The 26,344-nt window shown below is 56.3% G+C and carries 27 protein-coding genes; 22 read left to right on the top strand and 5 right to left on the bottom strand.

Annotated elements, in window-relative coordinates; genetic code table 11:
• The first annotated feature begins 56 nt into the window (after positions 1-56).
• The 9 genes from moeB (at position 57) to AC1RSM_RS06335 (ending at position 9,672) form a co-directional block, all read left to right on the top strand.
• Positions 57-1,229, top strand: coding sequence for a molybdopterin-synthase adenylyltransferase MoeB (gene moeB, locus AC1RSM_RS06375; RefSeq protein WP_492930564.1), 1,173 nt, complete (start codon positions 57-59; stop codon positions 1,227-1,229).
• 19 nt (positions 1,230-1,248) lie between these two features.
• A complete protein-coding gene (locus AC1RSM_RS06370) occupies positions 1,249-1,656 on the top strand; it encodes a M67 family metallopeptidase (RefSeq protein ID WP_492930562.1) in 408 nt (135 codons plus the stop codon).
• Positions 1,657-1,722: 66 nt separating this feature from the next.
• Positions 1,723-1,995 (top strand): MoaD/ThiS family protein, encoded by a 273-nt coding sequence (locus AC1RSM_RS06365; protein WP_492930560.1) that lies wholly within the window; start codon positions 1,723-1,725, stop codon positions 1,993-1,995.
• Positions 1,996-2,078: 83 nt separating this feature from the next.
• A complete protein-coding gene (locus tag AC1RSM_RS06360; protein WP_492930558.1) occupies positions 2,079-3,896 on the top strand; it encodes a CoA transferase in 1,818 nt (605 codons plus the stop codon).
• On the top strand, positions 3,893-5,554 hold the full coding sequence (locus AC1RSM_RS06355; RefSeq protein WP_492930556.1) for an AMP-binding protein: 1,662 nt from the start codon (positions 3,893-3,895) through the stop codon (positions 5,552-5,554). Before AC1RSM_RS06360 ends, AC1RSM_RS06355 begins: the two co-directional genes overlap by 4 nt.
• A complete protein-coding gene (locus AC1RSM_RS06350; RefSeq protein WP_492930554.1) occupies positions 5,551-6,744 on the top strand; it encodes an acyl-CoA dehydrogenase family protein in 1,194 nt (397 codons plus the stop codon). The genes AC1RSM_RS06355 and AC1RSM_RS06350 overlap by 4 nt, the downstream gene beginning before the upstream one ends.
• On the top strand, positions 6,741-7,931 hold the full coding sequence (locus tag AC1RSM_RS06345; protein WP_492930552.1) for an MFS transporter: 1,191 nt from the start codon (positions 6,741-6,743) through the stop codon (positions 7,929-7,931). The genes AC1RSM_RS06350 and AC1RSM_RS06345 overlap by 4 nt, the downstream gene beginning before the upstream one ends.
• A gap of 4 nt (positions 7,932-7,935) precedes the next feature.
• On the top strand, positions 7,936-8,976 hold the full coding sequence (locus AC1RSM_RS06340; protein WP_492930550.1) for a hypothetical protein: 1,041 nt from the start codon (positions 7,936-7,938) through the stop codon (positions 8,974-8,976).
• Positions 8,977-9,237: 261 nt separating this feature from the next.
• Positions 9,238-9,672 (top strand): GNAT family N-acetyltransferase, encoded by a 435-nt coding sequence (locus tag AC1RSM_RS06335; protein WP_492930548.1) that lies wholly within the window; start codon positions 9,238-9,240, stop codon positions 9,670-9,672.
• A 229-nt stretch (positions 9,673-9,901) separates the two neighbouring features.
• On the opposite strand, the gene AC1RSM_RS06330 is transcribed toward AC1RSM_RS06335, so the two are convergent.
• The gene (locus tag AC1RSM_RS06330) at positions 9,902-10,276 is read right to left on the bottom strand and encodes a DsrE family protein (protein ID WP_492930546.1); all 375 of its coding nucleotides are present in this window, start codon (positions 10,274-10,276) and stop codon (positions 9,902-9,904) included.
• 246 nt (positions 10,277-10,522) lie between these two features.
• On the opposite strand from AC1RSM_RS06330, the gene AC1RSM_RS06325 reads away from it, so the two are divergent.
• The 3 genes from AC1RSM_RS06325 to AC1RSM_RS06315 all read left to right on the top strand — a co-directional run bounded on the left by AC1RSM_RS06325 (position 10,523) and on the right by AC1RSM_RS06315 (position 11,687).
• On the top strand, positions 10,523-10,843 hold the full coding sequence (locus AC1RSM_RS06325; protein WP_492930544.1) for an ArsR/SmtB family transcription factor: 321 nt from the start codon (positions 10,523-10,525) through the stop codon (positions 10,841-10,843).
• A 114-nt stretch (positions 10,844-10,957) separates the two neighbouring features.
• On the top strand, positions 10,958-11,506 hold the full coding sequence (locus AC1RSM_RS06320) for an ATPase (protein ID WP_492930542.1): 549 nt from the start codon (positions 10,958-10,960) through the stop codon (positions 11,504-11,506).
• Entirely contained in the window at positions 11,499-11,687 is a 189-nt protein-coding gene (locus AC1RSM_RS06315) for a hypothetical protein (RefSeq protein ID WP_492930540.1), read from the top strand. The genes AC1RSM_RS06320 and AC1RSM_RS06315 overlap by 8 nt, the downstream gene beginning before the upstream one ends.
• 64 nt (positions 11,688-11,751) lie before the next feature.
• Here the strand turns inward: AC1RSM_RS06315 and AC1RSM_RS06310 are convergent, their stop codons facing one another.
• Complete coding sequence (locus tag AC1RSM_RS06310) at positions 11,752-12,582, bottom strand: AraC family transcriptional regulator (RefSeq protein ID WP_492930538.1); 831 nt, start codon at positions 12,580-12,582, stop codon at positions 11,752-11,754.
• 285 nt (positions 12,583-12,867) lie between these two features.
• On the opposite strand from AC1RSM_RS06310, the gene AC1RSM_RS06305 reads away from it, so the two are divergent.
• Positions 12,868-14,535: a 2-isopropylmalate synthase gene (locus AC1RSM_RS06305; RefSeq protein WP_492931479.1), complete on the top strand. Its 1,668-nt coding sequence runs from the start codon at positions 12,868-12,870 to the stop codon at positions 14,533-14,535.
• A 184-nt stretch (positions 14,536-14,719) separates the two neighbouring features.
• Here the strand turns inward: AC1RSM_RS06305 and AC1RSM_RS06300 are convergent, their stop codons facing one another.
• From AC1RSM_RS06300 to AC1RSM_RS06290, 3 genes are all read right to left on the bottom strand, one after another.
• Positions 14,720-15,187 carry a MarR family winged helix-turn-helix transcriptional regulator gene (locus tag AC1RSM_RS06300; RefSeq protein ID WP_492930536.1) on the bottom strand — a complete coding sequence of 156 codons (468 nt, stop codon included), beginning with the start codon at positions 15,185-15,187 and terminating at the stop codon, positions 14,720-14,722.
• A gap of 26 nt (positions 15,188-15,213) precedes the next feature.
• Positions 15,214-16,089 carry an alpha/beta hydrolase family protein gene (locus tag AC1RSM_RS06295; protein WP_492930534.1) on the bottom strand — a complete coding sequence of 292 codons (876 nt, stop codon included), beginning with the start codon at positions 16,087-16,089 and terminating at the stop codon, positions 15,214-15,216.
• A gap of 106 nt (positions 16,090-16,195) precedes the next feature.
• Entirely contained in the window at positions 16,196-17,068 is an 873-nt protein-coding gene (locus AC1RSM_RS06290) for a LysR family transcriptional regulator (RefSeq protein ID WP_492930532.1), read from the bottom strand.
• Between the two features lie 143 nt (positions 17,069-17,211).
• On the opposite strand from AC1RSM_RS06290, the gene AC1RSM_RS06285 reads away from it, so the two are divergent.
• The 9 genes from AC1RSM_RS06285 to AC1RSM_RS06245 all read left to right on the top strand — a co-directional run bounded on the left by AC1RSM_RS06285 (position 17,212) and on the right by AC1RSM_RS06245 (position 26,159).
• On the top strand, positions 17,212-18,396 hold the full coding sequence (locus AC1RSM_RS06285; protein ID WP_492931477.1) for a muconate/chloromuconate family cycloisomerase: 1,185 nt from the start codon (positions 17,212-17,214) through the stop codon (positions 18,394-18,396).
• A gap of 59 nt (positions 18,397-18,455) precedes the next feature.
• On the top strand, positions 18,456-19,391 hold the full coding sequence (gene catA / locus AC1RSM_RS06280) for a catechol 1,2-dioxygenase (RefSeq protein WP_492930530.1): 936 nt from the start codon (positions 18,456-18,458) through the stop codon (positions 19,389-19,391).
• Between the two features lie 141 nt (positions 19,392-19,532).
• Positions 19,533-20,228 (top strand): 3-oxoacid CoA-transferase subunit A, encoded by a 696-nt coding sequence (locus AC1RSM_RS06275; RefSeq protein ID WP_009454565.1) that lies wholly within the window; start codon positions 19,533-19,535, stop codon positions 20,226-20,228.
• Positions 20,229-20,254: 26 nt separating this feature from the next.
• Entirely contained in the window at positions 20,255-20,920 is a 666-nt protein-coding gene (locus AC1RSM_RS06270) for a 3-oxoacid CoA-transferase subunit B (RefSeq protein ID WP_492930528.1), read from the top strand.
• Positions 20,920-21,723, top strand: coding sequence for a 3-oxoadipate enol-lactonase (gene pcaD / locus AC1RSM_RS06265; RefSeq protein WP_492930526.1), 804 nt, complete (start codon positions 20,920-20,922; stop codon positions 21,721-21,723). Before AC1RSM_RS06270 ends, pcaD begins: the two co-directional genes overlap by 1 nt.
• A 38-nt stretch (positions 21,724-21,761) precedes the next feature.
• Positions 21,762-22,037 (top strand): muconolactone Delta-isomerase, encoded by a 276-nt coding sequence (gene catC / locus AC1RSM_RS06260; RefSeq protein WP_492930524.1) that lies wholly within the window; start codon positions 21,762-21,764, stop codon positions 22,035-22,037.
• A gap of 140 nt (positions 22,038-22,177) precedes the next feature.
• Complete coding sequence (locus AC1RSM_RS06255; protein ID WP_492930522.1) at positions 22,178-23,359, top strand: benzoate/H(+) symporter BenE family transporter; 1,182 nt, start codon at positions 22,178-22,180, stop codon at positions 23,357-23,359.
• On the top strand, positions 23,356-24,618 hold the full coding sequence (locus AC1RSM_RS06250) for a GTPase (RefSeq protein ID WP_492930520.1): 1,263 nt from the start codon (positions 23,356-23,358) through the stop codon (positions 24,616-24,618). Before AC1RSM_RS06255 ends, AC1RSM_RS06250 begins: the two co-directional genes overlap by 4 nt.
• Entirely contained in the window at positions 24,618-26,159 is a 1,542-nt protein-coding gene (locus AC1RSM_RS06245) for a GTPase (protein WP_492930518.1), read from the top strand. The genes AC1RSM_RS06250 and AC1RSM_RS06245 overlap by 1 nt, the downstream gene beginning before the upstream one ends.
• The last annotated feature ends 185 nt before the right edge of the window (positions 26,160-26,344 follow it).

Here is a 26,344-nt window from a genome sequence, read left to right as displayed (position 1 = left end):
GCCTTGCTTGAGAATAAGTCTTGTTCGTATTTATATCGATCTAACCAGGAGTCATTATGCAGTTGCCAGCATTAGTCGAACCCGGGCAGGCGTTAAGCCGCGAAGAGGTCAACCGTTACAGCCGCCACCTCTTGATCCCCAATGTGGGCATGGAGGGCCAGCGCCGCATTAAAAATGCCAAGGTGCTGGTTATCGGAGCCGGTGGCCTGGGTTCGCCCACCTTGCTGTATCTGGCGGCCGCCGGAGTGGGGACCTTGGGCATTATTGATTTTGACCGGGTGGATGAATCCAATCTGCAGCGCCAGATCATCCATACCGTTGACAGCATTGGCGAGTTGAAAGTGGAGAGTGCCAAACGCGCCATTCACAATCTGAACCCGCATGTAATGGTAGAAACCCATACCGACAGGCTGGAGCCAGAAATGGCGGTGGAGCTGTTCTCGCGTTACGACCTGATTCTGGATGGCACGGACAACTTTGCGACCCGCTATCTGGTCAATGATGCGTGCATGCTGGCCGACAAGCCCTATGTCTGGGGTTCCATTTTCCGCTTTGAAGGCCAGGTCTCCGTATTCTGGGAAAACGCGCCTGGCGGCATCGGTCTGAACTACCGGGACTTGTACCCGGAGCCGCCGCCTCCCGAGTTGGCTCCTTCTTGCGCGCAGGGTGGGGTGTTCGGTGTTTTGTGCGCCTCCATTGCTTCAATCATGTCCACTGAAGCCATCAAACTGATCACTGGCATCGGCGATCCCTTGATCGGCCGCCTGATCGCCTATGACGCGCTGGACATGCGCTACCGCGAATTGCCCATCCGCCGTTTGCCTAATCGTGCCCCTGTCACTGAGCTGGGTGATTACCAAAGCTTCTGCGGCCTGAATCCGCCTGTAGATCCAGCAGCGGTTCACGTGCCGGTGATGGAAGTACTGGAGCTGAAAGCGCTGTTTGAACAGGACAAGGCACCGATTCTGGTGGACGTACGCGACCTCAATGAATGGGAAATCGTCAACATCCCCGGGGCGGTTTTGATGCCCAAGTCCCCGCAGGTAGCGGCACAGATTCTGGCCGCCTTTGGCCCGGATGCGGATTTGGTGATTTCTTGCCGTTCCGGTGCACGTTCTAAAACAGTGTGCGAAGAGCTGATCAAGCTACAGGCCTCCAAGGTGCGCAACCTGGAGGGTGGGGTGCTGGCCTGGGTTGATCAGGTAGCGCCTGAGCTGGCGTCTTACTAAGTCTGGCAAGGAGCACATCATGGCTTTGCAGCTTAGTCGCGCAGCGCTGGAACAGATTCTGAATCATGCCAAGCAAGACCACCCCATTGAAGCCTGCGGACTTGTCGCGGGTCGGGAAGGGCAGGCGGTGGCAGATCGTGTCTTGCCTATGACGAACCGGGCGGCCTCGGAAGTGTTTTATCAGTTTGATTCGCGCGAGCAGTTTCAGGTGTACCGGGATCTGGACGACAAGAATCTGGAGTGTCGCGCCATTTACCACTCGCACACGGCCAGTCAAGCCTTCCCCAGTCAGGACGATATTGCGTTTGCGGGCTATCCGGAGCTGCATTACTTGATTGTGTCGACCTGGGATCAGGCCACCGTGCCGGTTCGGTCGTTCCGCATTATTGACGGCGGTGTGACCGAAGAAACCATCGTTCTTGTCTAGGAAGAGTGGCGCTGCCTGACAGGGGGCGCACATTCTCCAACACCATTTCAAAGGGAGTTTTCAACCATGTCCATTTCAGTCTCTATTCCGACCTTGCTGCGTCCACTGACGAACGGCGAGAAGAACGTCCAGGCCCAGGGCGCTTCGGTAGGCGAAGTAATCGAGCATCTTGAAGATCAGTTCCCCGGCATTAAAGCACGCCTGATGAGCGGCGAAGACCTGCATCGTTTCGTGAATATTTACGTGAACGAAGAGGATATCCGTTTCAGCAATGGCTTGAAAACTGCCACCCGCTCTGGCGACAGCCTGACTGTACTGCCTGCCGTAGCAGGGGGCTAAGACCGCCTGGTCTGGATTTTCATGGTGCAAGTGCTGGTTTCTGAAATCAGCACTTGGCGTGCGCATCACACTGGTTTGGAACTATGTCTGAATTACTACATGGCTGCGGATTAAGCTGGCAGATTGGGCAAGCTCCCCCGTATTGGGCGGGCTTGCCTGCCGCGTTAAGGCGTCAGGCCCGATTGCTGGGCCTGTCTGAACACAGCTCATCCGTAGGTCAGGAAGGCGGGGCTGCATTCAGTTTGCACTCGCCTGATTTTGGAACGATTAGTACAGGTCTGGAAACCGAGGCAGGTGGCATGACGCAAGCCGCCTTAAGCGAGCTGAGTCTACAGGCCGCCAGCGGAATTTTGTCCGTACATGGGCGTTCCAGCGGATTGGCCGGGACGTTGGGGCTGGATTATCTGGCTGTACTCAGTTCGGCCATGACCTTGCAAGCAAGCTTGGCCGCCGCTTTAGGCCAGTTGCGGGGCGGGCGTTTCTCCAAGGTGTCGGTGTCACCTCTGGCCTGCGGTCTACTAAGCATCGGCCAGTATCTGGCGGGCGCCACAGCCGCCCAGGAACCAGAAGAGCTGCTGGCAGGCAGTTACGATCCCGGTTTGCGGCCACCCTTTATTTCGCAGGATGGCGTGGTCTTTGAACTGGAAACGCTGGACCCCAAGCCGTGGCGGGCTTTTTGGGAAGCCGCGGGGGTATCGGCCGATCTGGCCGGTCAGGCCTGGAAGGCTTTTTTGCTGCGATATGCCAAGGCGATGTGCCCTATGCCTGCTGAATGTTTAAGCCGCCTGCAGACTTTCAGCTTTGTGCGTTTGCAGAACTTGGCTCAACAAACCGGCATGGCGATTTTGCCCGTGCGTACCCCTGCGCAGCGGCAGGCTGATGCGGACTATGCGGCTTCTGCGGGCTTATGGCAGCACCAGACCCATGCCGCGCCCGCATCGCTACGTGCTTTGGACAGCCGCGCAGACTTGCCCTTGCGGGGCTTGCGAGTAGTGGAGTCGTGCCGTCGGATTCAGGGCCCGATTGCTGGCCATCTCTTGGCCTTGCTAGGGGCTGAAGTAATCCGACTGGAGCCGCCCGGTGGCGATCCCTTGCGTGCCATGCCCCCGTGCGTGGATGGCTGCTCGGTTCGCTTTGATGCCTTGAATCAGCTCAAGACGGTGCAGGAAGTGGATATCAAATCGGCGGCTGGCCGGCAGGCTATCTATGACTCGGTGCGCGAATCGGATGTGTTCCTGCATAACTGGGCACCCGGCAAAGCGGCTGAACTGAGCCTAGATGCGCAAGACCTGCATGCCGTGCGACCGGACCTGGTATACGCCTACGCCGGAGGCTGGAGTAATGCCCAGGTGGATGCGCCTGGCACTGATTTCACCGTGCAAGCCTGGTCAGGAGTGGCGCACACCATTGCTCAGACCTCGGACGCGCGTGGTGGTTCTCTATTTACGGTGCTGGATGTCTTAGGGGGCGTTATGGCCGCGTTGGGCATCAGTGCGGCTTTGCTGCGCCGGAGCCTGACAGGGGTTGGCCTGCGGGTAAATAGCTCCTTATTAGCCACGGCTGACCATCTGATGCACGCCGTGTCTCCCATTGCAAAAACCGGCGTTTCGGCGGTGTTCCAGACGGGCGATGGCTTCATAGTCATCGACTGCCAGGACCAAACGCATCTGCACGCCCTGGCAGGGTGGCTGAATGTGTCGCCCGATGCGGTCTGGACGGTCTTGCCAGATCGTCTCTTGTCCCAGTCAGCCCAAAGTCTGGAAGCGCAGATGGATGTGCTGGGCATACCCGCCCGGGCCGTTCACCGCAATTTGGCGCAACTGCGTGCTGATCCACGCTTGGCGTCTCTTTTCCATGACAAGGGCTATTCGTCTGTTTCTTCTCCCTGGAGGTTTTTATGAACCACGCTGGCATCATCGATCTGGTCCCTGCGTCATTGCGACAAGGCTGGATAGAGGACGGCACCTACCCGAACAAGCCCGTCTTCACGCTCTTTGCAGAAAAAGCCCGGGCTCATCCAGATAAATTGGCGGTGCTCTCGCCGCAGGGCAATATCAGCTACAGCGCCTTGATGGAAGCGGCCTTGCGTCTGGCAGGCAGCTTGCGGCGGGCCGGCATGATGGCAGGCGATGTGGTGGCCTATCAGCTAAGCAACCATTGGGTGTGCTGCGCCATTGATCTGGCCGCTGCGGCCTTGGGGGCGATTGTGGCGCCGTTTCCACCGGGCCGGGGCAAGCTGGATATTCAGTCGCTGGTGCGCCGCTGCGATGCGCGGGCGGTGATCGTGCCACACGAATATGCAGGCATTGATCTGTGCGAGGTGATCGAGTCTTTGCGCCCGACCTTGCTGTCATTGCGCGTCTTGATTGTGCAAGGGCCCGCGCGTCCAGGTTGGGTCAGTTTGGATACCTTGTTGGAAGGTGAGCCATTGGACGGGTCGGAATTGCCTGAGGTCTCGCCCAATTCCCCGGTGCGTTTGCTGGTGTCGTCGGGCACCGAGTCCGAACCCAAGCTGGTGGCCTATTCACATAATGCGCTGGTGGGTGGGCGCGGGCGTTTCTTGCAACGCATTTCCCCCAACGATGTGGAATTCCGGGGTATGTATCTGGTCCCTCTAGGCTCGTCCTTTGGCTCAACCGCCACCTTTGGCGTGTTGTGCTGGTTGGGCGGTTCCTTGGTGGTTTTGCCCAAGTTCGATGTGCCCAGCGCGATAGCGGCCATCAATGCCTTCAAGCCCAGCTTTATCCTGGGTGTGCCGACCATGTTCCAACGCATTGCTGCTGCGCCTGAACTGGAAAAAGCGGATAAATCCAGCTTGCGCGGGCTGATTGTGGGCGGCTCGGTGATTGACGAAGCGACGGTGCGCCGTTGCGTGGATGCGTTCGAATGCGGCTTTATCAGCCTGTACGGATCAGCCGATGGGGTTAATTGTCATAACACCTTGGACGACCCGATCGAGGTGGTCTTGAACAGCGTGGGTGCACCCAATCCCCAGGTGTGCGAAATCCGCCTAGTCGACGATCAAGGTGAAGAAGTGCCCCAGGGCGATGTGGGTGAGATCACGGCGCGTGGCCCCTTAAGCCCCATGCAATACGTGAATGCGCCGGAGCTGGACGCACAGTATCGGGACGAGCAGGGATGGGTCAAAACAGGTGATTTGGGTTACCTCAACACCCAAGGGCAACTGGTGCTGGCGGGGCGTAAAAAAGACATCATTATTCGTGGTGGTGCCAATATCAGCCCGGTGCAGATTGAAGGCTTGGTGATGAGCCATCCTGATGTGGTCACTGTCGCGTGCGTGCCCGTGCCAGATGCGGATCTGGGCCAGAGGATTTGCCTGTGCGTGACGGTGCGCGATAAAGCACCGCGCTTTTCGCTTAAGGACATAACGGACTTTTTGCGCGACCAGGGCCTGGAAGTGAACAAATTGCCGGAATACTTGCGCTTTTATCGCAGTCTGCCTTTGACTCCTGCGGGCAAGATCGACAAGCGCGCTTTGGCTGCCGATGCGGCGGCTGTGGGTTCTAGCGCAGCGGCAGCGACGGGGATACCAGCATGAGCCAGGTCGCCATCAGCAGTGCCGCTTTGGGCCGCAAGCTGCGGCAGTTTCTCAATACCCAGATCATCCCCAATGAGGGCATTTTGGCTCAAGGGGACAATCTAGCCCGAGAGCTGACCTTGGACCTCACCCGTCGCGCTCAACAGGCGGGTTTGTTCGGCAGCTTTTACCCCCTGCATCGGGGAGGGCGTTTTGGCAGCTTGGTGGACTATTTATCCGTGGCCGAGCAAGAGGGCCGGTCCGAATATGGGCCGGGTATTTTTGGGGCGGATGCCACGCTGGACGCCTATATGCTTAGCCAACACGGCTCGGCCAGCGTCAAGCAGCGTTTCCTGACCCCTTTGCTCAAGGGTGACGCGGTGTCCAGCTATGCCATGTCCGAACCGGACAGCATTGGTTCGATTCCCGCCACCATGCAATGTCAGGCGCATTTGCAGGACGGGAAATGGCATATTAATGGCCGCAAATGGTTTATTTGCCGTGCCCAGGTGGCCAGCTTTGCCACCGTTGTGGCGCGCAGTTCGGACGGGCCGATTGATCAATCTCTGTCCATGATCGTGGTGCCCAGCGATGCGCAGGGTTTTAAGCTTGTGCGGCCCATATCCTTGCTGGGGCGCTACCAGGGTCAAAATGAACTGTCCTTTCATCATGTTCAGGTGCCGGAGGACTATGTTCTAGGGCAGGCCGGGCAGGGCATAGCCTTGATGCAAAAGCGGCTGGCCTTGGGCCGTGTCTTGCGGTCCGTGCAATGGTTGGGTCTGGCCCAACGCAGCTTTGAGATCATGTGCGAGCGCATCCATTCGGAGCGGGGCCAGATGGCCCGTTTGGCGGACAAGCAGTTGGTTCGGGCGCGGGTCTACACCGTCTACCGAGCCATTAGCGCTGCCCGCTGCCTGCTTCGAGAAGCCGCGCTTAAATTCGACGCGGGCCTGCCTAATGCGGTTGAGGTTAATGTGGCCAAGCTGGCGGCTTCCGATGCCCTTAGCCAAGCAGCCGATTCCGCGATTCAGATCATGGGGGCGGAAGGTTTAGCCGATTGGAGCCCCCTGTCCGGTATTTATCGGGCAGCACGTACCACGCACATTCTGGACGGCGCCGATGACGCCCTGATCAGCACGGTGGGCAAGCATTTGCTGCAAGCTCAATACGCCATTCAGGAAGAGGCTGACATGAACAAGGCCGTAGCATGATGGCCTCCACCAGTACCGCCCGGTTGCCCTGGATGTTGGCCAGCCTGATGACGCTGGCAATGGGCATGCCCATGATGGTGTTTTATGCCATTGGCGTGCTGGGCCCGCAGATCATTCAGGACCTGGGTATTTCGCGTGAACAATTGGGCTGGCTCACTACCAGCACATTTGGGTTGGCAGCCTTGCTCTCGCCGTGGGCGGGGGCTTTGGTGCAGCGCATGGGGAATCGGCAGGGTCTGTTCTTGTTGTTCCTGCTGGTGGCCATGTCGTTTAGCCTGATTGCGGTCTTGCCCGGATTTTATGGGGTGCTGACTGCGCTACTGCTCTGCGGCTTGGCGCAGTCCTTGGCCAATCCAGTGACCAATCAAGCAATCGCGCAATTAGTCCCACCAGAGCGCAAAGCAGGAATGGTGGGGATCAAGCAATCAGGGGTGCAGGCTTCGGCGCTTTTGGCGGGGCTGGTGCTGCCAGTCCTGGCCTATAAGCTGGGTTGGCGCGGGGCCTTTGTGGTGTGGGTTCCCGCCATGCTGTGCCTGTCCTATTTTGCTTTGCAGGTGTTGCCGGCGATTGCCCAGGCCCACGCGGCCCCCTTGTCCTTGCGCCTGCCCTGGCCCAGCAAGCAGCTTTGGCTCTTGATGACAATTCAGCTGTGCTCGGGTTTGGTGCTGTCCTCCTTCATTACCTTTTTAGGGGTCTTTGCGCAGCAATTGGGGGTGTCTCCCTATTGGATCGGCATTCTGGTTAGCGGCTTCGGGGTGATGGGAATTGTGTCTCGTGTTTTGTTGACGCCGATCGCCGCCCGGTTTGGTGATGAAACCTTGCTGCTGGGCATCTTGTTTGTGATCCCGATTGGGGCGTTGCTGCTGATGATGTTGGCGGCACCGGAGCGCCTGTGGCCTTTGGGGCTGGGTGTCCTGGCGATAGGGCTGACCTTGGTCGCCACCAATTCGATTGCCATGAGTATGCTGCTGCGCGATGCCCGTTTTGGTGCGCCTGCTCGCTCCGCTGGCTTGCTTTCGGTGGGCTTTTTTGGTGGCTTTGCTTTTGGCCCACCTTTATTCGGCGTGCTGCTCCGATCCTCGCAAGGGTTTGCAAACGCTTGGCCATTCTTGATGGGGGTTTTGGTGTGCGCCAGCTTGTTGTGCCTGGTTCTGTACCAAGTGCGTCGCAGGTCTACAGAGGGTTGACGGGATGACGATAGAAGTAGCGACAAGCGCGACGGTGCAGGCCATTTTTAACAATATGGACCGGGTAGCGCAGCAGTGCGGCGATCAGTTTCCTTTGTTTCGTCAGGCGAATGCAGAGCAATGGACGCTGTCACGGCGTGGCTCCTGGATGGGTGGTTTTTGGGCTGGATTGTGGTGGCGACGCGCTTTGATCAGCGGCCAAGACAAGGATAAAGAGCAGGCCTTGCTGTGGAGCCAAAAACTACAGGTGTGGCGGGATGAACCCAGCATCAACCGCAGCTTTGTGTTTTGGTATGGCGCGGGTCTGGGCAGTGTCTGGCATGGGGACAGGCAGGCGCAAGCCATGTTGGACCAGGCCGCCCAAGTTTTGCTGGATAGCTTTGATGTCAGCAGCGGATTCTGGCCGTTGGGCTCGGGCATGGGGGGCGGGGAAGCTGGCGCGCATATTCTGAATGTAGATGCCTTGGCCCCGACACTTCTGATATTGGATGCGCAGGGTGGACCGGTGGCGCGTCAGCTAGGGCAATGGCATGTGGATGCCTGCCTGCGCTATCTGCAAAAAAGATCTGGTGCCTGGCGGGACACGGTGCTGCTGCGGGGCCAGGAAATATTGGCCGAACAAGGGGCTGCGACGTGGCAAAGAGGGCAGGCCTGGGCCATATTAGGTATGGCAACGGCGGTACGTGTGTACGGCAGGAAGTCTTATGCCCATGCCGCGCTTAATGCATGCCGATATTGGCAAGAACGTTGGGGGCGTTTTGCGGATGGTTTGCTTCGGCAAACAGACCCCGTGATGCCCTTGGACCGCAGCGCCTGGGCGATTGCATCCTTGGCCATGTATGAGCTGGCGCAGTGGTTGCCGGAACAGCAGTGGCTGCTGGAGCAGTCGCGTGCGTATCTGGATGCCTTGTTAAACGAAGAGCTCGGTCAGACGGGACGTTTTGTGGGGCACTTGTATAAAGTTGCACCGGGCCAGTCTGAACTGGTGGAGTCCGCTTGCGCTACTTTCTTTTTGCTGGAGGCTTTGCTGGCTCATTCAGCGTAAGTGTTTGGGATGGGACTAATTGGGCGATTGAATAAAGAACCGCTCGTTGCAGCGAGTCAGCCTGTCTGTCTGTCCGGACGGCAGTGCAGGGCGCGCAATGTCAGTCGTTTACGGTCTTTTCAAAAGTCAGGATGTAGGCCCGTGACAGTGCCGGTATCATGCAGGTTTGCCTGTTCCGGAAGCGTGATTGTTTCTGGACGCAGCACCTATCAGCGTTTGCCCGACGGTACTTGGCAAGCGCACGGACAAGGCTAAAAGCAGATGAATATACGAGTAGCCACGCTAGACGATTACGAAGGTTTGCTGGCCCTGGATACGGTGGTGCCGCGCGATCCTGAGCGAGCTCAGCAGATCCGCTCCTGGATTCAGCAGTCTGATTGTTATGTGTTGGAAAAGCAGGGCATCTTGCTGGCTTATGGCGTCTTGAGCCATCAGTTTTTCGGCCATGACTTTGTGGAGATGCTGATGGTGGGAGCAGAGGGTCGTCGGCAAGGACTCGGGTCTGCCTTACTGCACTATTTCAGGCAGATTAGCGGTACTGAAAAGCTGTTTTCCTCTACGAACCAGTCCAATCAAGACATGCAGCGCTTGTTTTTAAAACTAGGTTTTCAGCAAAGCGGTGTGATCGACAATCTGGATGAAAATGATCCGGAGATCGTGTTTGTGTCTTTGTCTCGGCAGTTGCCAGGGCAATAGCGGGTTCAGCCGCGTGGACTACAGCTGGTCTTCAATAGACATGCATGCTTTGTGATCTGAAGCGTGAGTTTTTAGCGCTGTGGGTTGCGTGTCTTCTGTGTGTGCGGTACGGCCGTTTTGCATTTAGCCCACTTACTTATAAGACCGCTGTTTTTCAAGGCTTTAACGAAACAGGCCAAAACCCAATAAGGTTTTGGCCTGTTCGTTCTGAAGGCAGATGGGTGCAGGCTCAAGAAACCTGCAAGGTCCCTGTCGCGCCCATCAACAAATCGATCACATCGGGGGCGGTGATGATCTCAAAGCGTGGGTCCATCTGTTCGGCAGTCAAGCCATTGTGCACCATGCAAGATTTGCACACGGCCACGCGTCCGCCTTGATCCAGATACTTCTTGAGCAGATCGGCCGCCGGCTCAAAAGGTTCGCCAATGCGAATGGGGTCAGCAGCACCGGGCACGCCCAACGCCACACCTTCGGCCATCAAAATCAGGCAAGCACTGTGGCCTTTCTGAACGGCGTTGACGGCCATTGTCAGCGCCACTGTGACCTTGTCGGGATTGCCTTGCGCATGAAACAGAGTCGACACAAAAGCAGCAGTTTTAGTCATAAACACTCTCCTTGATTCAGTCAGTGATTCGAGCCTTGCTGGGAAACCACATCCCGCCCTTGCACGCAGTTGCCACGCTTGTTCAACGCTATCAGCTATGCCGTGTGGGGATCAAGAGCGTCCCGGTGGATCGCGGTTTTCTGCTGGCGTGTGCGTCTGGGGGTAACGGATATTCGATTACAGTAATTCAGTATATGCTAAATTAAGTTTTCTCTAAATTAATAAGTATCAAGGCGGTCTCTGACCATGATCCAAGGCAAATCCGATATCGAACTCTTGCAGGACAGTGCTGATCAGGCGGCGGCCTTATTACAGGCGGTTGGTAACCCTAAGCGCTTGGTCATTCTGTGTTTGTTGACCGCGCAAGGGGAGATGAGCGTGGGGGCCTTAAACGAGATGGTGGCGCTGAGCCCCTCGGCCTTGTCCCAGCATTTGGCGCGTATGCGCCAGGAGGGCTTGGTCAGTTATAGGCGGCAGGCTCAAACCTTCTATTACCGCATTGAGAATCCGAATGTGGCCAAGCTGATTGCTACGCTGAAAGATATATTTTGCCCGCCTGCAGAATGAGCACAACAGCGTATTCCAAGCGGATACGGGGTGGCCTAATCCATGCCCATTCCCGGCCTGCCCATCAATCTATGATACAAATCTGTTCAATGTGGACATTGTTTAGGTGTATTTATGTCTGGCAACAACGCTGACGTGGGCAAGAGCAAAAAGATTCTGATCATTGCTGGCCCAAACGGGGCGGGCAAGACGACTTTTGCACGTTCTTTCCTTCCCGCCGAGGCCGAGGTGCTGCGCTTTATTAATGCAGATCTGATTGCAGCGGGCTTGTCGCCTTTTGCACCGGAAAATGCGGCCATCAAGGCTGGGCGTGTGATGCTGGATGAGCTCAGGGAGGTAGTACGCCAGGGCGAGAGCTTTGCCTTGGAGACCACCTTGTCCGGTCAAGGCTATGTGCGTCATATCGAGAAGTGGCAGTCACTAGGATATAGAGTCAGCTTGTATTTTTTGAGCTTGCCCAGTGCGGATATGGCAATAGCGCGGGTCGCTGAACGGGTGCGGCAGGGTGGGCATAATATTCCTGAACCCGTTATTCGCCGCCGCTTTGCGGCTGGCATGAAAAATTTCCTGCACCACTATCGAGATCGAGTGGATGACTGGGTGTTGTACGACAACTCAGGCAGTGTGCCGGTTCTGTTGGAGTGGGGAGAGAAAGATGAATAAAGAAGATATTTCCAAAGCAAAAAACCCGGACTTGCGGGCTTCCTTGGCAGCCTTGGAGCGCGCAGCGCAGTCCGCGCGCTTTGTGGCCATGCAGACCAATACCTCGGTCGTGCTGCTTGAAAACGGCAAGATGATTAAGCTGTCGGCCGAGCAATTGCGGCAGGAAGTCTGCAAGAGCTGATCTTGCCAGGCTAAGTGGCGGCTTAGTCTTGATGTCTGTTGCCGTATTCGATGCCGACTCCAAGCTATGGGGACGTCATGTCCTGCTGCGGGTACTGGCTCAATGTCGCCAGGAACTCGGAGGGCGGATAGCCGAAACTCTTTTTGAACGCCACTGAATACGCACTTAAGCTTTCATAGCCGCTTTCCAGCGCGGCTTGCGTGATGGACATGCCTTGCAGCAAGAGCTGGATGGATGCCATCAGCCGCATCTGTTGCCGCCATCTCCCTACATTCATTCCCGTGCTTTTCAGAAAACGCCGATGCAAGGTTTTGGGCGTCAGGGCATAGCGGTGTGCCAGTTCGTCTACGGTGCTTTGCTGTGAGGGCGATCCCACCAGGTCTTCGCATATACGCTTCATTAGCGCCTCTTCTGGCCAGGGCAAATGAAATGGCAGCGGCCGCAGCACGCTTAGCTCTTCAATTAAAAGCTGTCCCAGCAGGGTGTCTCGCAGTGGCGGATTGGCTTGTGGCACAAGCTGCACCACGGCGGCGATCAATTCACGCACTAAAGGGGTGACATGCAATACGCAGTCATGGGCGGGCAATTGGCTGGCCAGAATCTCATCAATAAACAAACCATGTACATGCACGGCCGTTGTTGCGCTGAGTTGATGCGGGATGCCCGGACGTAGCCAGACGGCGGTAGTGGGCGGCACCAGCCATTGGCCCGTGGCGGCCTGCACCAGCAATACGCCTTGGGTGGCATACAGCAGGTGACCACGGGGGTGGCTGTGCCGGGGGACTTCGTGCCCGGCCGGATAGTGCTCGATGACACCGCTGACCAGCAAGGGGGAGCTATCGGAGTGCGATAGATCCAATGCTTGCCCGCCGTGCTGGGGAGAGGCATAGCCCATGGTGCGTAATGTCCAAATTGATAAAACAAATGACTATTTTTTGATAGAAGGTCATGCGTCTTGCAGTCTAAAGTGCTTTTATCGTCTTCATCAAGCACTTTGGGGTTGAACCTGTTGTGACTCATTTGCACTTGCTATCGCTAAGCCTACTAGCCCTGACATCCCGTCGGGGTCCGTACGCATGCGCTTGCGAATGGTCCTATCCTGGTTTCCCCAGACCCCGACGGTAGCCAGCTCTTTGGAGCAGGGAAGCCAGGTATGTCATTCCCTATCTTCGAGGCTTCTATGTTGGCTGATCCTTCCCATAAATACCGTCCCTTTCCCGTCGTGAACTTGCCTGATCGTCAGTGGCCCCAGCGCACGCTGAGCCAGGCACCCGTGTGGTTGTCCACCGATTTGCGTGACGGCAATCAAGCCCTGTTTGAACCCATGAACCGTGAACGCAAACTGCGTCTGTTCCAGGAGCTGGTGCGCATTGGTTTCAAGGAAATTGAGGTGGGCTTTCCGTCCGCCTCGCAAACGGATTTTGATATCGTTCGCCAGTTGATTGATGAAAAGATGATCCCGGACGATGTCACGCCCATGGTCATCACCCAGCTGCGTGAAGATTTGATTGAAACCACGGTGCGTAGCGTAGCGGGCTCACGGCGAGCGATTGTGCATTTCTACAATGCCATCGCACCTGCTTTTCGGGAAATTGTGTTCAAGATGGACGTGCCGCAAATCATCGAAATGGTGCGGCATCATGTGGAGCTGTTCAAACGCCTGACCGACGCGCATCCCGAAACCGAATGGGTATTGCAGTATTCGCCTGAGACTTTCTGCATGGCCGAGCTGGAGGTGTCGTTAGCAGTTTGCAATACGGCGATTCAGGCTTGGGATGCAGGCCCGAATCGAGCCATGATTATCAATTTGCCCACGACGGTAGAAGTGACCACGGCCAATGTGTTTGCAGACCAGATTGAATGGATGCACCGCCATCTGGATCGACGTGAACATATCGTCTTGTCGGTGCATCCGCATAACGATCGCGGTACGGGCGTTGCTTGCGCTGAACAAGCCATGCTGGCCGGTGCGCAGCGCGTGGAAGGCTGCTTGTTTGGCAATGGCGAGCGCAGCGGCAATCTGGATGTGGTGACTTTGGCGCTGAACCTGTACACCCAGGGCATCGCTCCGGGGCTGGATTTCTCCGATATTTCAGCCGTGGCTCGTATCGCGGAAGAGGCGACAGCCTTGCCTATTCACCCACGCCATCCCTATGTAGGGGACTTGGTGTTCACCGCTTTTTCAGGCTCCCACCAGGATGCGATTGCTAAAGGTTTTGCGGTGCAGAAAGAAGATGCCCCGTGGCGCGTCCCGTATCTGCCCGTAGATCCTAAAGACTTGGGCCGCACTTACGACAGCATCGTGCGCGTGAACAGCCAGTCTGGCAAAGGCGGAATTGCCTTTTTGCTGCAACGTGATTACGGCATCGTCATGCCGCGTCGCATGCAGGTGGAGTTCAGCGCCATTGTTCAGCAGATTGCCGATTCCAGCGAGACAGAATTGAACAGTCAGCAGATTTGGGAGCTGTTCGAGGCAAGCTATTTGCAGGCTCACCACAGTAAAGGCAGCGTTCGCTATCAATCCCATCGCTTGTTCGACGATGCTCAAGGGCAGGGCATTGAATTGCTCTGCATTAATGCCAATGGGGAGGCAGAACGCTATACGGGGGCGGGTAACGGCCCGATCGCCGCAACAGTGGCTGCCTTGAATCTGTCTTTGCGTATCGACAGCTATGAAGAGCGCAGCTTGGGCTCAGGAGCGGATGCTTGCGCCATGGCGATTGTTGAGGCCGTCATGCCTGGCGTGCCCGGCTCCAAATTTGGGGTAGGCAAGCACGCAAACATCATTACAGCCAGCGTGATGGCGGTAATGAACGCGGCGGCGCGGTTTGAGATGGTCGACGCCTAAGCTTGGTTGTTGCTTGATTGATAGAAAGGAACGGCAAGCCAGATGCGGCTTAGCCGTTCTTTTATTGGTGGAGCGGGGTATTCCGCTTATCTGCTTGAGCTGTCGGGAAAGACGATGCCGCTATTTGATGCCTATGCAGGCTGCTTTTCCTGGGTGGCCTCAGAACCGTAGCGGCCTGCTGAAATCAAGACTTTGGAACTGTGGCAGAGTCGTCTTTTTCGACGGGATGGTCCAGGCGAGTCACCTGATTGAGCCATCGGGCCACCACGTTTAATTCTTCTTCGCTAAACCCGTCCGACAAGTGCTGGTTCAATGTCTGCAAGGTCGCTTTGGCTTGCACACTGGCTTGTTCCCCGGCGGGTGTCAGCGTCAAACAAATTTTGCGCGTATCAACATCATCAACCAGACGTTGGATCAGCCCGGCAGCCTGCATGCGCTTGGACAGCCCGGTAATTGCGGCCGGCGCAACTTGCAACGCATTGGCGGCTTCGCCCACCGTTACTGAACCTTGCGAGCGAATCAGAAACAGCATTCCCACTTGCGCGGCGCTAATGTCCGTCCAGGCGGCGGGCTGCTTTTGTATCCAGCGCTGCAAAGCTTTATGGGCGTGGTTCAGCAGAAAAACAAAACGCGGTTGGGACGGAGTGCTCATGTCTCGGTAGGGTCTTTTTAAGCTTTTTATGAGTGTGCTGTAAGGCTACTTTGGCTGTGCTTGAGTAGCCAGTCGCCCACTATAGGCCAAAGTGCCTGGGCATTGCGTTTACGAAAGAAACCCATATGCCCGATTCCAGGCACACCGACATTTTTATGCTGAATGTGAAGGCGCTCGATGGGCGCGTTCTTGATGGGCCCTAACAATTGCGAAATCGCTTGGGGGTTGGCCCAAGGGTCATCATCAAAGCCTAAGACCAGTAAAGGAATTCGCACTTGACTGGCGCGTTCCCTGGCACCCAGCAGCGGATCATCATAGAAATAATTGGCTAGCCGGGTCCAGCGGCTCCACTGCTGCATCACCGAACGCGGCAGATTTTCCCCTAAGCCCAAACGACGGGCCGGCATATAGCCGCATAAACGGCACAGAATCGGGGCCAAGACTCGCATCACCATTCCCACCCGCAAGCGTTCCATAGGGGCCTGGATCAAAGCAGTAATCCCTGCATGAGAGGCGATCATCACCCCGGCACGTAGAGCCTGGGTAGCGGATGAAAGGGCAATTGCATGGCCGCCCACACTGTGTCCTACCGCCAGTAGAGGCAGCTGCGTAAATCGTTCCCTTACCCAGTCAGTCACGTAAACCGTGTCCTCCAGCATCCAGTCAGACATGGATACGTCGTACTGACGAATATCCTTCAAGCAAGAACGACCAATGCCGCGATAGTCGTATGTCAGCACATGGAAACCCAGTCCGTGCAGATACTCGGCAAAACTGCGGTAGAAATCTTGAGGAACGCCGGTGGCCGGTTGAATCAGGACAAACGCTTTAGGGGATGCCGCTGTCCAAAGAGTGGCCCGGATAGGATCTTTGCCTGTGATATGAATCTCTAGCTGTTCCATGCTTGTCTCTAATTTTATTTAACGTGTTAACGATATTAGAGAGGCTTCAAGCAGCCGTCAATCGCGTTCCAGGAAATAGGGGTAGGCGGGCAGGTTGACTGCGGTTTTACATGTCCGCAGCTAATTCCTTGATCGCGTCGATATACCAGGCCTGATCGTTAATCCTGTGCGTCAGAATAATTGGTGAGGTCGCCTGGGCTTCTTCCACTAAGCGATAGTGCAGATCCACCCGCAGCCGGGCTGATGTAGGAATTAAGCACAGTCCGGAATCGGCCGCGACCAGACCTAAAGCGGTTTGCAGCTCTCCTGCCTCATAGACTTCAGCGGGGCGTATGCCTTGGTCATGCAGGAGGTGCAAAATGTGGTCCGCAAAGCTGGGCCGGGGCTCTTTCGGGTAGACGATCAGTTTTTGACCTTGCACCTGTTTCAGGCTTAAAGGGGCATCGGAGTCCGCCAGTTCCGAGCTGGGTGGAATGGCCAGGGCCAGCTGTTCTTCTCTTAATACCGTCCTTTGCAAGGACGCGTCATTTAATCTGATGCGCCCAAAGCCCACATCAATGCGCCCCGACTTCAAGGCATCCAGTTGCTGCATGGAAGTCAGCTCCACAGTTTGCATGTCCACTTCCGGGTATTGGTGACGCAGCTTGCGCATCAAGGCTGGCAAGCCCCCATACAAGGTGGAGGCCACAAAGCCGATGGACAGGGTCTGGCGTTGATGCAGGCCGATCTGCCGGGTGGTGTGGATTAGCTGATCAACCCGGCTCAGAATCTGTAAGGACTGTTCATAAAAGACCCGTCCCGCTTCGGTCAGCCTTAAGGGCCGAGCGTTGCGCAGCAAGAGGGTGACGCCCAGTTCTTCTTCCAGCAACTGAATCTGGCGACTGAGTGGCGGTTGAGCCATGTGCAGGCGCTCGGAGGCCCGCGTGAAGTTGCGTGTTTCGGCGACCGCGACAAAATAGCGGAGTTGTCGTAGATCCATAAGGGAAAACCATACCTTGGCTGAATTGAGAGGGTTTAGTTTCTTGATTTTTAATATTTATATCAGAAACTATACCCATAAGGTATAGAACTAGACCTATTTAGTCTTGGATATGGCTGGCCTGCTTCGTGTTCAATCAAGCCATGGAACACACGCAATCTTCTCAACTCTTAGCAGCTCCAGCCCTGATCGAAAGGGTGGAGACTCTGCTGCTGGATCTGCCTACGATCCGTCCTCATCAATTGGCGATGACGACCATGCAAGGCCAGACTTTGATGCTGGTGCGCTTGTACTGTTCGGACGGCACGGTTGGGCTGGGCGAGGGCACGACCATTGGTGGTCTGGCCTACGGCGCCGAGTCGCCCGAAGGCATGAAGCTGGCCATCGACACGTACTTTACGCCCTTGCTGCTGGGCGCCAATGCCAATGCCGTACCTGCCATCATGGCGCGTTTGAACACCGCCATTCAGGAAAACCGCTTTGCCAAGAGCGCTATAGAAACGGCTTTGTTTGATGCATTGGGCAAGCGCACGGGCCTGTCCGTGTCCAATTTGCTGGGTGGACGCATGCGTGACAGCCTGCCGGTCGCCTGGACGCTGGCATCGGGCAATACCGCCAAGGACATTGACGAGGCCGAGCGCATGTTGGCGCAAGCACGTCACCGTATTTTCAAACTCAAGATTGGTCGTCGTCCGGTCAAGGATGATGTGGCTCACGTGGCGGCCATCAAAAAAGCATTGGGCGATCGTGCTGATGTTCGCGTGGACGTGAACATGGCCTGGAGCCCCTTGCAGGCTCAGTACGGTATGGCGGGTCTGGTAGATGCAGGTTGTTCGCTGGCCGAGCAGCCGGTGCGCCGTGCGGATGCTTTGGCGGATCTGAAAGGCCGCTTCCCGATTGCTCTGATGGCTGATGAATCCTTGACTGGACCGGCCTCTGCGTTTGCGCTGGCTCGTGATGGTGCTGCCGATGTGTTTGCCATCAAGATTGAGCAATCCGGTGGTTTGCGTGCCGCGCTGCACGTTGCTGCCATAGCAGAATCAGCGGGTATTGAATTGTATGGCGGCACCATGCTGGAAGGGGCGATCGGTACGATTGCCGCCGCCCAGGTGTTCGCAACGGTTAACCAATTGCAGTGGGGCACGGAGTTGTTCGGACCGTTGCTTCTGACCGAAGAAATTCTGGCAGAGCCACTGAATTACAGCAATTTTGAATTACAGATACCTCAGGGGCCGGGTTTGGGTATCGTACTGGACGAGGAGCGCGTCCAGTATTTCCGCCGTGACAAGACGCAAGTTCGAGTCGCTTCGGCCGCCATGGCGAAATAAGAGGTCGGACATACCGGTCTTGCTTGGAACACTTCTCTCAAGATATTAGGAGACACAGAATGAGCGTTAAAATTTTTGACACACCCGATGTACAAGATTTCCTGCGTTTGGCCGCTGGCCTGGATCAGCCCGGTGGCAATCCACGCGTTAAACAGATCATGTATCGCATCATCAGCGATCTGTTCAAGACCATTGAAGATCTGGAAATCACCAACGACGAGTACTGGGCTGCCGTGGCCTACCTGAACCGTGTGGGTACAGCCAGTGAAGCTGGTCTGGTATCTCCCGGTCTGGGCTTTGACCGTTTCCTGGACATGCGCATGGACGCTTTGGACAAGGAACTGGGTCTGGACAATGGCACACCACGTACCATTGAAGGTCCTTTGTACGTGTCGGGCGCTCCTGTGGAGCAAGGTTTCGCACGTCTGGACGATGGTTCCGATACCGCTGGCGAAACTCTCATCATGCACGGCGTAGTGGCCGGTGCGGACGGCAAGCCTATTGCGGGTGCCCAGGTTGAAGTCTGGCATGCCAATACCAAAGGTTTTTACTCGCACTTTGACCCTACGGGCGAGCAGCAAGCCTTCAATATGCGCCGCACCATCATTACCGATGAAAACGGCCGCTACAAGTTCCAGAGCATTGTGCCCAAGGGCTACGGCTGTCCTCCAGATGGTCCTACCCAAGGCTTGCTGAACGAGCTGGGTCGTCACGGTAACCGTCCTGCCCACATTCACTTTTTTGTGACGGCTCCTGGCCACCGCAAGCTGACTACGCAGATCAATATTGATGGCGATCCGCTGGTGTATGACGACTTCGCCTACGCCACCCGTGACGGCCTGGTGCCACCGCTGACCGAGCACACAGATCCTGCTCGTATCGCGGCTGAAAATCTGGACGGCCCGTTTGCAGAGATTGTGTTTGATATTGCCTTGACCCCGCTGGTCGATGGCAAGGATAACCAGGTCGTGAATCGCGCACGTCTGGCCGCCTAAGTATTGCATTAGTCCAGGCCCCTGCGTGTTACGCCGGGGCCTGGACTGATTCGTTTGTGTTGTGCCTGACGTAAGGGCATAGGCAAGCCGCCGCGCTTGCTGTGCCCATCCGTAGCGTCAGTGCTTTATACGGAGAACGGAGTGATCGATAAACAGGTAAGCAGTGTTGCACAGGCTTTGCATGATGTGCAGGACGGCGCCACGATTCTGGTCGGTGGTTTTGGAACGGCTGGCATACCCACAGAGTTGATCGACGGGCTGATCGAGCAAGGCGCTCGTGATCTGACCATCGTGAACAACAACGCGGGTAATGGCGACGTGGGGCTGGCGGCTTTGCTCAAAACGGGCCGGGTGCGCAAGATTATTTGCAGCTTCCCCCGTCAGGCTGATTCCTGGGTATTTGATGACTTGTATCGCAGCGGCAAGATCGAGCTGGAACTGGTGCCCCAGGGCAATCTGGCCGAACGATTGCGCGCCGCCGGTGCGGGTATCGGTGGCTTTTTCTGCCCGACAGGCTATGGCACAGAACTGGCCAAGGGCAAAGAGACCCGTTTGATCAATGGCCGCTGGCATGTCTATGAGGAACCTATTCATGGGGATGTCGCCCTGATCAAAGCCGAGCGGGGGGACCGTTGGGGCAATTTGACCTACCGCATGGCGGCGCGCAACTTTGGCCCCGTCATGGCCACGGCGGCTCGCACCACGATTGCCAGTGTGTTTGAACTGGCCGAATTGGGTCAGCTGGACCCGGAAACGATTGTGACGCCAGGCATTCACGTGCGTCGTGTCGTGGTGGTGCCACGCAGCCGCACAGAAGCAGGCGGGTTCAAGGCATGAATGGACAGAGCATGAAGGGGGATAGCATGACGCTCAATTATCAGCGCCGCAGTAAAGACGAATTGGCGCAGCGTGTCGCCCAGGACATCCATGATGGTGCCTATGTAAATCTGGGCATTGGTATGCCCACCTTGGTAGCCAACCATTTGCCCGCAGGCGTGGAAGTGGTGCTGCACAGTGAAAATGGCATTTTGGGTATGGGTCCGGCACCGGCCGCAGGCCAGGAAGATTACGACTTGATCAATGCGGGCAAGCAAGCGGTGACGCTGCTGCCCGGTGGTGCGTTTTTTCACCATGCCGACAGCTTTGGCATGATGCGCGGCGGCCATCTGGATATTTGTGTGCTGGGTGCGTTTCAAGTGTCGGCCACGGGTGATCTGGCCAACTGGAGCACAGGCGAACCGGGTGCGATCCCAGCTGTAGGCGGTGCCATGGATCTGGCTATCGGTGCCAAACAGACCTGGGTCATGATGGACGTGCTGACCAAGCAAGGTGTCAGCAAATTGGTGCAGCAGTGCAGCTATCCTTTGACGGGCTTGGCGTGTGTGAAGCGCGTCTATACCGATCTGGCTACCTTGGCTTGCACGCCGGATGGCTTGCAATTGATTGATCTGGTGCCCGGATTGACACGTGAAGCCTTGGAAGAGATGGTCGGCTTGCCCATTGCTCCTCCCGCTCAGGGAGAGGGCTGATGAGCATGACAGCCAGTGCATTGAATACGGCTCAGGGTATGTTTCGTGTCAGCGTTGAGGGTGATCCGCTGGCCCCGGCCCTGATCCTGAGCAACTCCCTGGGGACCACGCAGGAAATGTGGGACCCGCAGGTCAAGGGTTTTTCCAAATCCTATCGCTTGATCCGTTACGACACCCGTGGTCATGGTGGCAGCCCGGTCACGCCGGGCCCGTACCGCTTCAAGGATTTGGGGCGCGATGTCCTGGCGATTCTGGATGCGCTGGATATTGAGCGCGCCGCATTTTGTGGCCTGTCCATGGGCGGTCATACCGGCTTGTGGCTGGGTGTGAATGCCCCCGAGCGCTTGAATGCCTTGGTCGTGTGCAATAGCGCCGCCAAAATCGGGACTGCCCAAGCCTGGAATGAACGGGCCAACACGTTGCGCCAAGGTGGTGCCGAGCAGATGCGTGCCTTGGCTGAATCGGCTCCTTCACGCTGGTTTGGCGAGACCTTTATTCAGCAGTCGCCTGAGCTGGTTAAGCAGATGCAGGACAGTCTGGCCAAGCTGGACCCCTTGGGTTACGCCGCTTGCTGCGATGCCTTGGCCGATTCGGACTTGCGCGAACAGATCAGCAGCATTACGGTTCCCACCTTGCTGCTGGCCGGTCAGTGGGACCCGGTCACCACCGTTGCAGATGCCCAGGCCATGCAGGCCCGCATTGCCGGTTCTAAGGTGGCTATCGTACCGGCCTCGCACCTGTCCAATCTGGAAGCGCCCGAAGCCTTCGAGCGCGCCGTATTGAGTTTTTTAGCCCAGGCCTGAGTGCCCGAGCTTGATTGTCGTTTTTAGAAAGGAACACCATGCTTTATCTGGTTCACATGATTGTTGATATTCCTGCTTCTTTGCCTGCCGAAGAAGCCGCCCGCATCAAGGCCGAAGAAAAGGCCTACTCGCAGGAATTGCAACGCTCGGGCAAATGGCCGCATCTGTGGCGTGTGGTGGGTCAGTACGCCAACTACAGCGTGTTCGATGTGGAAAGCAATGAAGAGCTGCACAACGTGCTCAGCGCCTTGCCTTTGTTCCCCTACATGCAGATCTCTGTTACCCCGATGGCCACGCACCCTTCGGCTATTTAAGTTTTTTAGCTGGAGAGGGGCCCCACGCTGTGTCTTTGGCGTGTGGCCGGGCGGTAAAAAACTCGGGCTGCGATCCCAGGGCAGCCTGAGCACGAGTACAGTTGAGAATTCTAAAAAAACGAGACTTGGGAGACAAAACGATGGGATTGAAAACTGGATCGGCATCGGTGTGGGTGGCCGGGTTTTTATCGGTATTGATTGCCTACGCAGGGCCTTTGCTGATCTTTATTCAGGCGGCACAGGTAGGACGGATTGCTGACGCAGAACTGATCTCCTGGATTTGGGCGATCTCCATAGGCGCGGGTCTGAGCGGTTTGCTCCTGAGTGCCTATTTGAAGCTGCCCATTATTACGGCCTGGTCGGCACCGGGGACGGCCTTGTTGCTGACCTTGTTTCCGGATATCAGCATGCCCGAAGTGGTGGGGGCATACCTGAGCGCAGCCCTGATCATTGTCATCATCGGTTTGACAGGTGGTTTTGAGAAGATTCTTTCCTTCATTCCCAAAGGCATTGCCGGCGGGATGATGGCCGGTATTTTGTTGCAGTTCGGGATGGCGACGTTCAAGTCCAGCGGTGATATGCCCGCCATTGTCCTGGTGATGTTTGCGGTGTATTTGCTGGGCAAGCGTTTCTTGCCACGCTACGCCATTGTGTTGGTGGCCTTGTCCGGTTTTGTGATGGCCATGCTGAACGGGCAAATCCACATGGAAGCCTTTCAGCTGGAACTGGCCCGTCCGGTCTGGATCACCCCGGAATTTAATATCGCTACCTTGTTAAGCCTGACCTTGCCCTTGGTGCTGGTCAGTTTGACGGGGCAGTTTCTGCCCGGCATGGCGGTCTTGCAGCTGGCTGGCTATCCCACACCATCGCGTCCCGTATTGGCGGGCACAGGTCTGGCGTCGGTTTTGGTGGCCTGTTTTGGCGGCATCACTATTGTGCTGTCCTCGATTACAGCAGCGCTGTGTACCGGCAAGGATGCGCACCCCGATCCCGATAAGCGCTATCTGGCCGGGGTTGCCAATGGGGTGTTCTATTTATTGGGTGGCACTTTTGCCGGTGCCATTGTTTATCTGTTCACGGCTTTGCCTGCCTCGCTGATTGCAGCCTTGGCGGGTCTGGCCTTGATCGGGGCCATTGTGGCCAATATGCGGGTGATGGTCAGTGAAAGTGGCTATATAGAGCCCTCGGTCATCACGTTTTTGACAACCGCATCAGGAATGAGCTTGTTTGGACTGGGCGCCGCATTTTGGGGTGTGGTGTTCGGCTTGTTGGCCTACCGTTTGTTAGGTCCAGGCAAAGTTGAAAAAAGGAAGAGACTATGAATCAGTTGGCACCATCCCTTGATCATGTATTAGAGCCTGTTTTGGCGGTATTGCCGCAGCGCCGCTGGGATTTGGATCGTTTGTGCGTTCTTTTGCAGCAGAACGTGCCGCCAACGGTGACCGTAGTCGGAAAATACAATCACGGCAAAAGCCGTTTGCTGAACGAGCTGATGGGCAGCGATGTTTTTAATGTCGCAGACCGACGCGAAACCGTCGCCCTGGCCGAGCACGTTCAAGCGGGTGTGCGTTGGCTGGATGCGCCTGGTCTGTATGCTGACGTCGCCCTGCAGGACGATGCGCTGGCTCGGGAAGCGATGGGGCTGCAGGCTGACATTCGCCTGTTTGTCCATGCCGCCAAGGAAGGCGAACTGGATGCGCTGGAAAGTAATCTGCTGCAAGAGTTGGCGGCCGATCATCAGCGCTCCCAACGTCAAAACCTGGTGGTTATCAGCCAGATCGACCAATTGGCCGATGATGAACAGCAAGACAAGGTGCTGACGGCGATTCAGCAGCAATGCGCTGGTGTGACGCTGCATCCTGTGTCCAGCACGCGTTACCGCCAAGGGCGCGAGGGCGCAAAGCAGCGCATGCTGGAGAAAAGCGGTATCCCCACTTTGCAAGCGTCGCTGGAAGCGGCCTTGCAGCGTGTGCCACAAGCGCGTGAATTCGAGCGAGCTGCCTTGTTGGCCGAATTGACACAGGAACTGAAGGCCTTGCAGCAAGATCAAGCGCAACGCTTATCCAGCCTGCAAGACACTCAGAAGCAGCAGGGCATCGCTTTCCGTGAAGGTTTGCGCCAAATTCTGGAAGGGATAGAAAAGGATCTGGAGCCGGTGATCAATGCCCCCGGTGTCGACCAGTCCCTGGTGCCGGATACCTTCGAGTTTGGCTTCAAGATGACAGCCGGCAAGCAGGAGCGTGCTCGTTTGCAGATTGCTTACTCGCGCGCATGTATCGCCATTAACGGTCATCTGGTGGAATATGGCGCCGTAGGTCTGCCTGCTGCGCAGCGTACCTCCGTTCGCAGCATGGATACCGTCATGATTGCAGTAATGGGGGTGTCGGTGAAATACCGCGCCGATTTGCGCCGAATCTTTTGTGAACAAGCCGGACGTGACAAGTTGGTGCAGGATTTCAGCCATTACTTTGAAGTGTCGGATGGCCGTGTTGCGTTGGAAAGGCAGATTGAAAGCACGCAAGCGCAGCTTGAACAGACCCGTCGGGCCTTGGATAGCCTGTCTTCTTTGGAGCAGTCGTAATGGCGGTGGAAAGCAGTTTTATCCAGGCGGTTGCTGCTCTGCAGCCCGCCAGCCAGGATAACCAGCCCGCCATCGCACAGATGGAACAGTGGCTGGCGGACCTGGGCCAGACAACAAAGGACAAGTCCTTAAGCCAGACAGGTCTGGTTCAGGATGCGGGCTTGGCGCAGAGTGCGCAGCATCTGAATCAAGCCTTGCAATTGCAAAGAGACAGTTGGGCTCAGTCCTGGACGGCCTTGGCCCCGGCTCAAGATCTGGCGGATCGTTTTCGTGACCGGATCATGTTGCTGGTGTTTGGCTCTTTCAATGCAGGCAAAAGTTCTCTGTGTAATTTCTTGGCCGATCGTTTTCGCCGCCAAGGTCAAAGCGTCGATTTTTTCCGCTTGGCTGATGGTCAGATGCAGGCCATGCCGGAGGGGTTTCAGGAAGGGGCCACCGAAACCACAGTGGCTTTGCAAGGGGTATGCCTGGGCGACAAGCTGGTGTTGTTGGATACCCCCGGCTTGCACTCGGCCAATGCTCATAATGCGGCACTGACACAGCAGTTTTTAGAAAGTACGGATGCCCTTTTGTGGCTGAGCAGTTCCAGTGCGCCCGGCCAAGTTCAGGAGCTGGGAGACTTGCTGCTGGAATTGCGTCGCAACAAACCTTTGCTGCCAGTCATTACCCGCAGCGACCGTATTGAAGAGGACGAAATTGACGATGAAATCGTCAAAGTCCTGTGCAATAAAACGCTGGAGAACCGGCAGTTGCAGGAAGAGGACGTGATGAGCCGGGCTGCACAAGCCTTGGAGCATTGGGGCCTGAGCAGTACCTTGCTGAAACCCGCCCTGTCCTTGTCGGTTCATATGGCTCGTAGCCAGGATGATTCGGAGCTAGCGCTGGAGCAGGCCGGTTTCGAGCGCTTGTATGTGGCTTTGCAAAAGCTGTTGGTACCGGCCTTGGCCTATAAGCAACGCAAACCGGCGGAGCTGCAATTGCATCATATTGAAGAGCTCATCTTGAGCCCTTTCAGTCAAACGCTGGAGCAGGCGGCTAGCCCATTGAATCAAGCAATTGGCGAGCAAACCGCTGTGCTGCAAGGAGCTGTTCAGACCTTGTCCGAGGGCACATGGCGCAAAGTGGTCCCCCAATTGGCGCAGGTGTTGGAGAATCATGCCGCCAGTCAGGATGTGGCAGCAGCGTGTTCCCAGCTACGTCAGATCCTGAGTGATGAGTTTGCTTTGCAGACCCGCAGCGTCCTGGCCAACTATCAATTGACGCAGCCGGCTGCGCCCCAGTTCAGTTTGCCAGCGCACATCAAATACGAGGTATTCGAAGACCAAGGGGAAGGGCAGCCGCCTTTGATTGACTACAACCGTTTGTATATGAGTTTGAACGATGTGGTCATGAGCCATGCTCAAGAGATGGCCGAGCAAGTGGTGGCACAAGCACAAGGTAGCCTGGATCAATTGAAGCAAGAGCTGGCCGATTTGCAAGAGGCCGTGCTCACGCAAGCTCAAGGTCTGGACTTGATCAAGCAGCAATTGCACGCAACATAAGGCGCTGAATTTGTCCTTGTAGACCTGTTGCTGGCCCCTTAAAACTACGCATTAAAGTTGAGCAGGCAAGAGCGGTTTTCCTGAATTGTGGCATATTTGCTGAAATGCTAATGAGAATTGTTAGCATTTCAATATTTATGTTTTAAATCGAATAGGAAGTCGCTATGATGGTTTTGACTGCATCC

Source organism: Alcaligenes sp. GW821-FHT11D07, assembly GCF_058808495.1.
The sequence above is the reverse complement of the archived record's forward strand: the minus strand, read 5'-3'. Positions and strand labels throughout refer to the sequence as shown.

Bases quoted from the DNA above. Each gene is read 5' to 3' on its own strand.
- moeB (WP_492930564.1), top strand. From the start codon at position 57: ATGCAGTTGCCAGCATTAGTCGAACCCGGGCAGGCGTTAAGCCGCGAA.
- AC1RSM_RS06370 (WP_492930562.1), top strand. From the start codon at position 1,249: ATGGCTTTGCAGCTTAGTCGCGCAGCGCTGGAACAGATTCTGAATCAT.
- AC1RSM_RS06365 (WP_492930560.1), top strand. From the start codon at position 1,723: ATGTCCATTTCAGTCTCTATTCCGACCTTGCTGCGTCCACTGACGAAC.
- AC1RSM_RS06360 (WP_492930558.1), top strand. From the start codon at position 2,079: ATGTCTGAATTACTACATGGCTGCGGATTAAGCTGGCAGATTGGGCAA.
- AC1RSM_RS06355 (WP_492930556.1), top strand. From the start codon at position 3,893: ATGAACCACGCTGGCATCATCGATCTGGTCCCTGCGTCATTGCGACAA.
- AC1RSM_RS06350 (WP_492930554.1), top strand. From the start codon at position 5,551: ATGAGCCAGGTCGCCATCAGCAGTGCCGCTTTGGGCCGCAAGCTGCGG.
- AC1RSM_RS06345 (WP_492930552.1), top strand. From the start codon at position 6,741: ATGATGGCCTCCACCAGTACCGCCCGGTTGCCCTGGATGTTGGCCAGC.
- AC1RSM_RS06340 (WP_492930550.1), top strand. From the start codon at position 7,936: ATGACGATAGAAGTAGCGACAAGCGCGACGGTGCAGGCCATTTTTAAC.
- AC1RSM_RS06335 (WP_492930548.1), top strand. From the start codon at position 9,238: ATGAATATACGAGTAGCCACGCTAGACGATTACGAAGGTTTGCTGGCC.
- AC1RSM_RS06330 (WP_492930546.1), bottom strand. From the start codon at position 10,276: ATGACTAAAACTGCTGCTTTTGTGTCGACTCTGTTTCATGCGCAAGGC.
- AC1RSM_RS06325 (WP_492930544.1), top strand. From the start codon at position 10,523: ATGATCCAAGGCAAATCCGATATCGAACTCTTGCAGGACAGTGCTGAT.
- AC1RSM_RS06320 (WP_492930542.1), top strand. From the start codon at position 10,958: ATGTCTGGCAACAACGCTGACGTGGGCAAGAGCAAAAAGATTCTGATC.
- AC1RSM_RS06315 (WP_492930540.1), top strand. From the start codon at position 11,499: ATGAATAAAGAAGATATTTCCAAAGCAAAAAACCCGGACTTGCGGGCT.
- AC1RSM_RS06310 (WP_492930538.1), bottom strand. From the start codon at position 12,582: ATGGGCTATGCCTCTCCCCAGCACGGCGGGCAAGCATTGGATCTATCG.
- AC1RSM_RS06305 (WP_492931479.1), top strand. From the start codon at position 12,868: ATGTTGGCTGATCCTTCCCATAAATACCGTCCCTTTCCCGTCGTGAAC.
- AC1RSM_RS06300 (WP_492930536.1), bottom strand. From the start codon at position 15,187: ATGAGCACTCCGTCCCAACCGCGTTTTGTTTTTCTGCTGAACCACGCC.
- AC1RSM_RS06295 (WP_492930534.1), bottom strand. From the start codon at position 16,089: ATGGAACAGCTAGAGATTCATATCACAGGCAAAGATCCTATCCGGGCC.
- AC1RSM_RS06290 (WP_492930532.1), bottom strand. From the start codon at position 17,068: ATGGATCTACGACAACTCCGCTATTTTGTCGCGGTCGCCGAAACACGC.
- AC1RSM_RS06285 (WP_492931477.1), top strand. From the start codon at position 17,212: ATGGAACACACGCAATCTTCTCAACTCTTAGCAGCTCCAGCCCTGATC.
- catA (WP_492930530.1), top strand. From the start codon at position 18,456: ATGAGCGTTAAAATTTTTGACACACCCGATGTACAAGATTTCCTGCGT.
- AC1RSM_RS06270 (WP_492930528.1), top strand. From the start codon at position 20,255: ATGACGCTCAATTATCAGCGCCGCAGTAAAGACGAATTGGCGCAGCGT.
- pcaD (WP_492930526.1), top strand. From the start codon at position 20,920: ATGAGCATGACAGCCAGTGCATTGAATACGGCTCAGGGTATGTTTCGT.
- catC (WP_492930524.1), top strand. From the start codon at position 21,762: ATGCTTTATCTGGTTCACATGATTGTTGATATTCCTGCTTCTTTGCCT.
- AC1RSM_RS06255 (WP_492930522.1), top strand. From the start codon at position 22,178: ATGGGATTGAAAACTGGATCGGCATCGGTGTGGGTGGCCGGGTTTTTA.
- AC1RSM_RS06250 (WP_492930520.1), top strand. From the start codon at position 23,356: ATGAATCAGTTGGCACCATCCCTTGATCATGTATTAGAGCCTGTTTTG.
- AC1RSM_RS06245 (WP_492930518.1), top strand. From the start codon at position 24,618: ATGGCGGTGGAAAGCAGTTTTATCCAGGCGGTTGCTGCTCTGCAGCCC.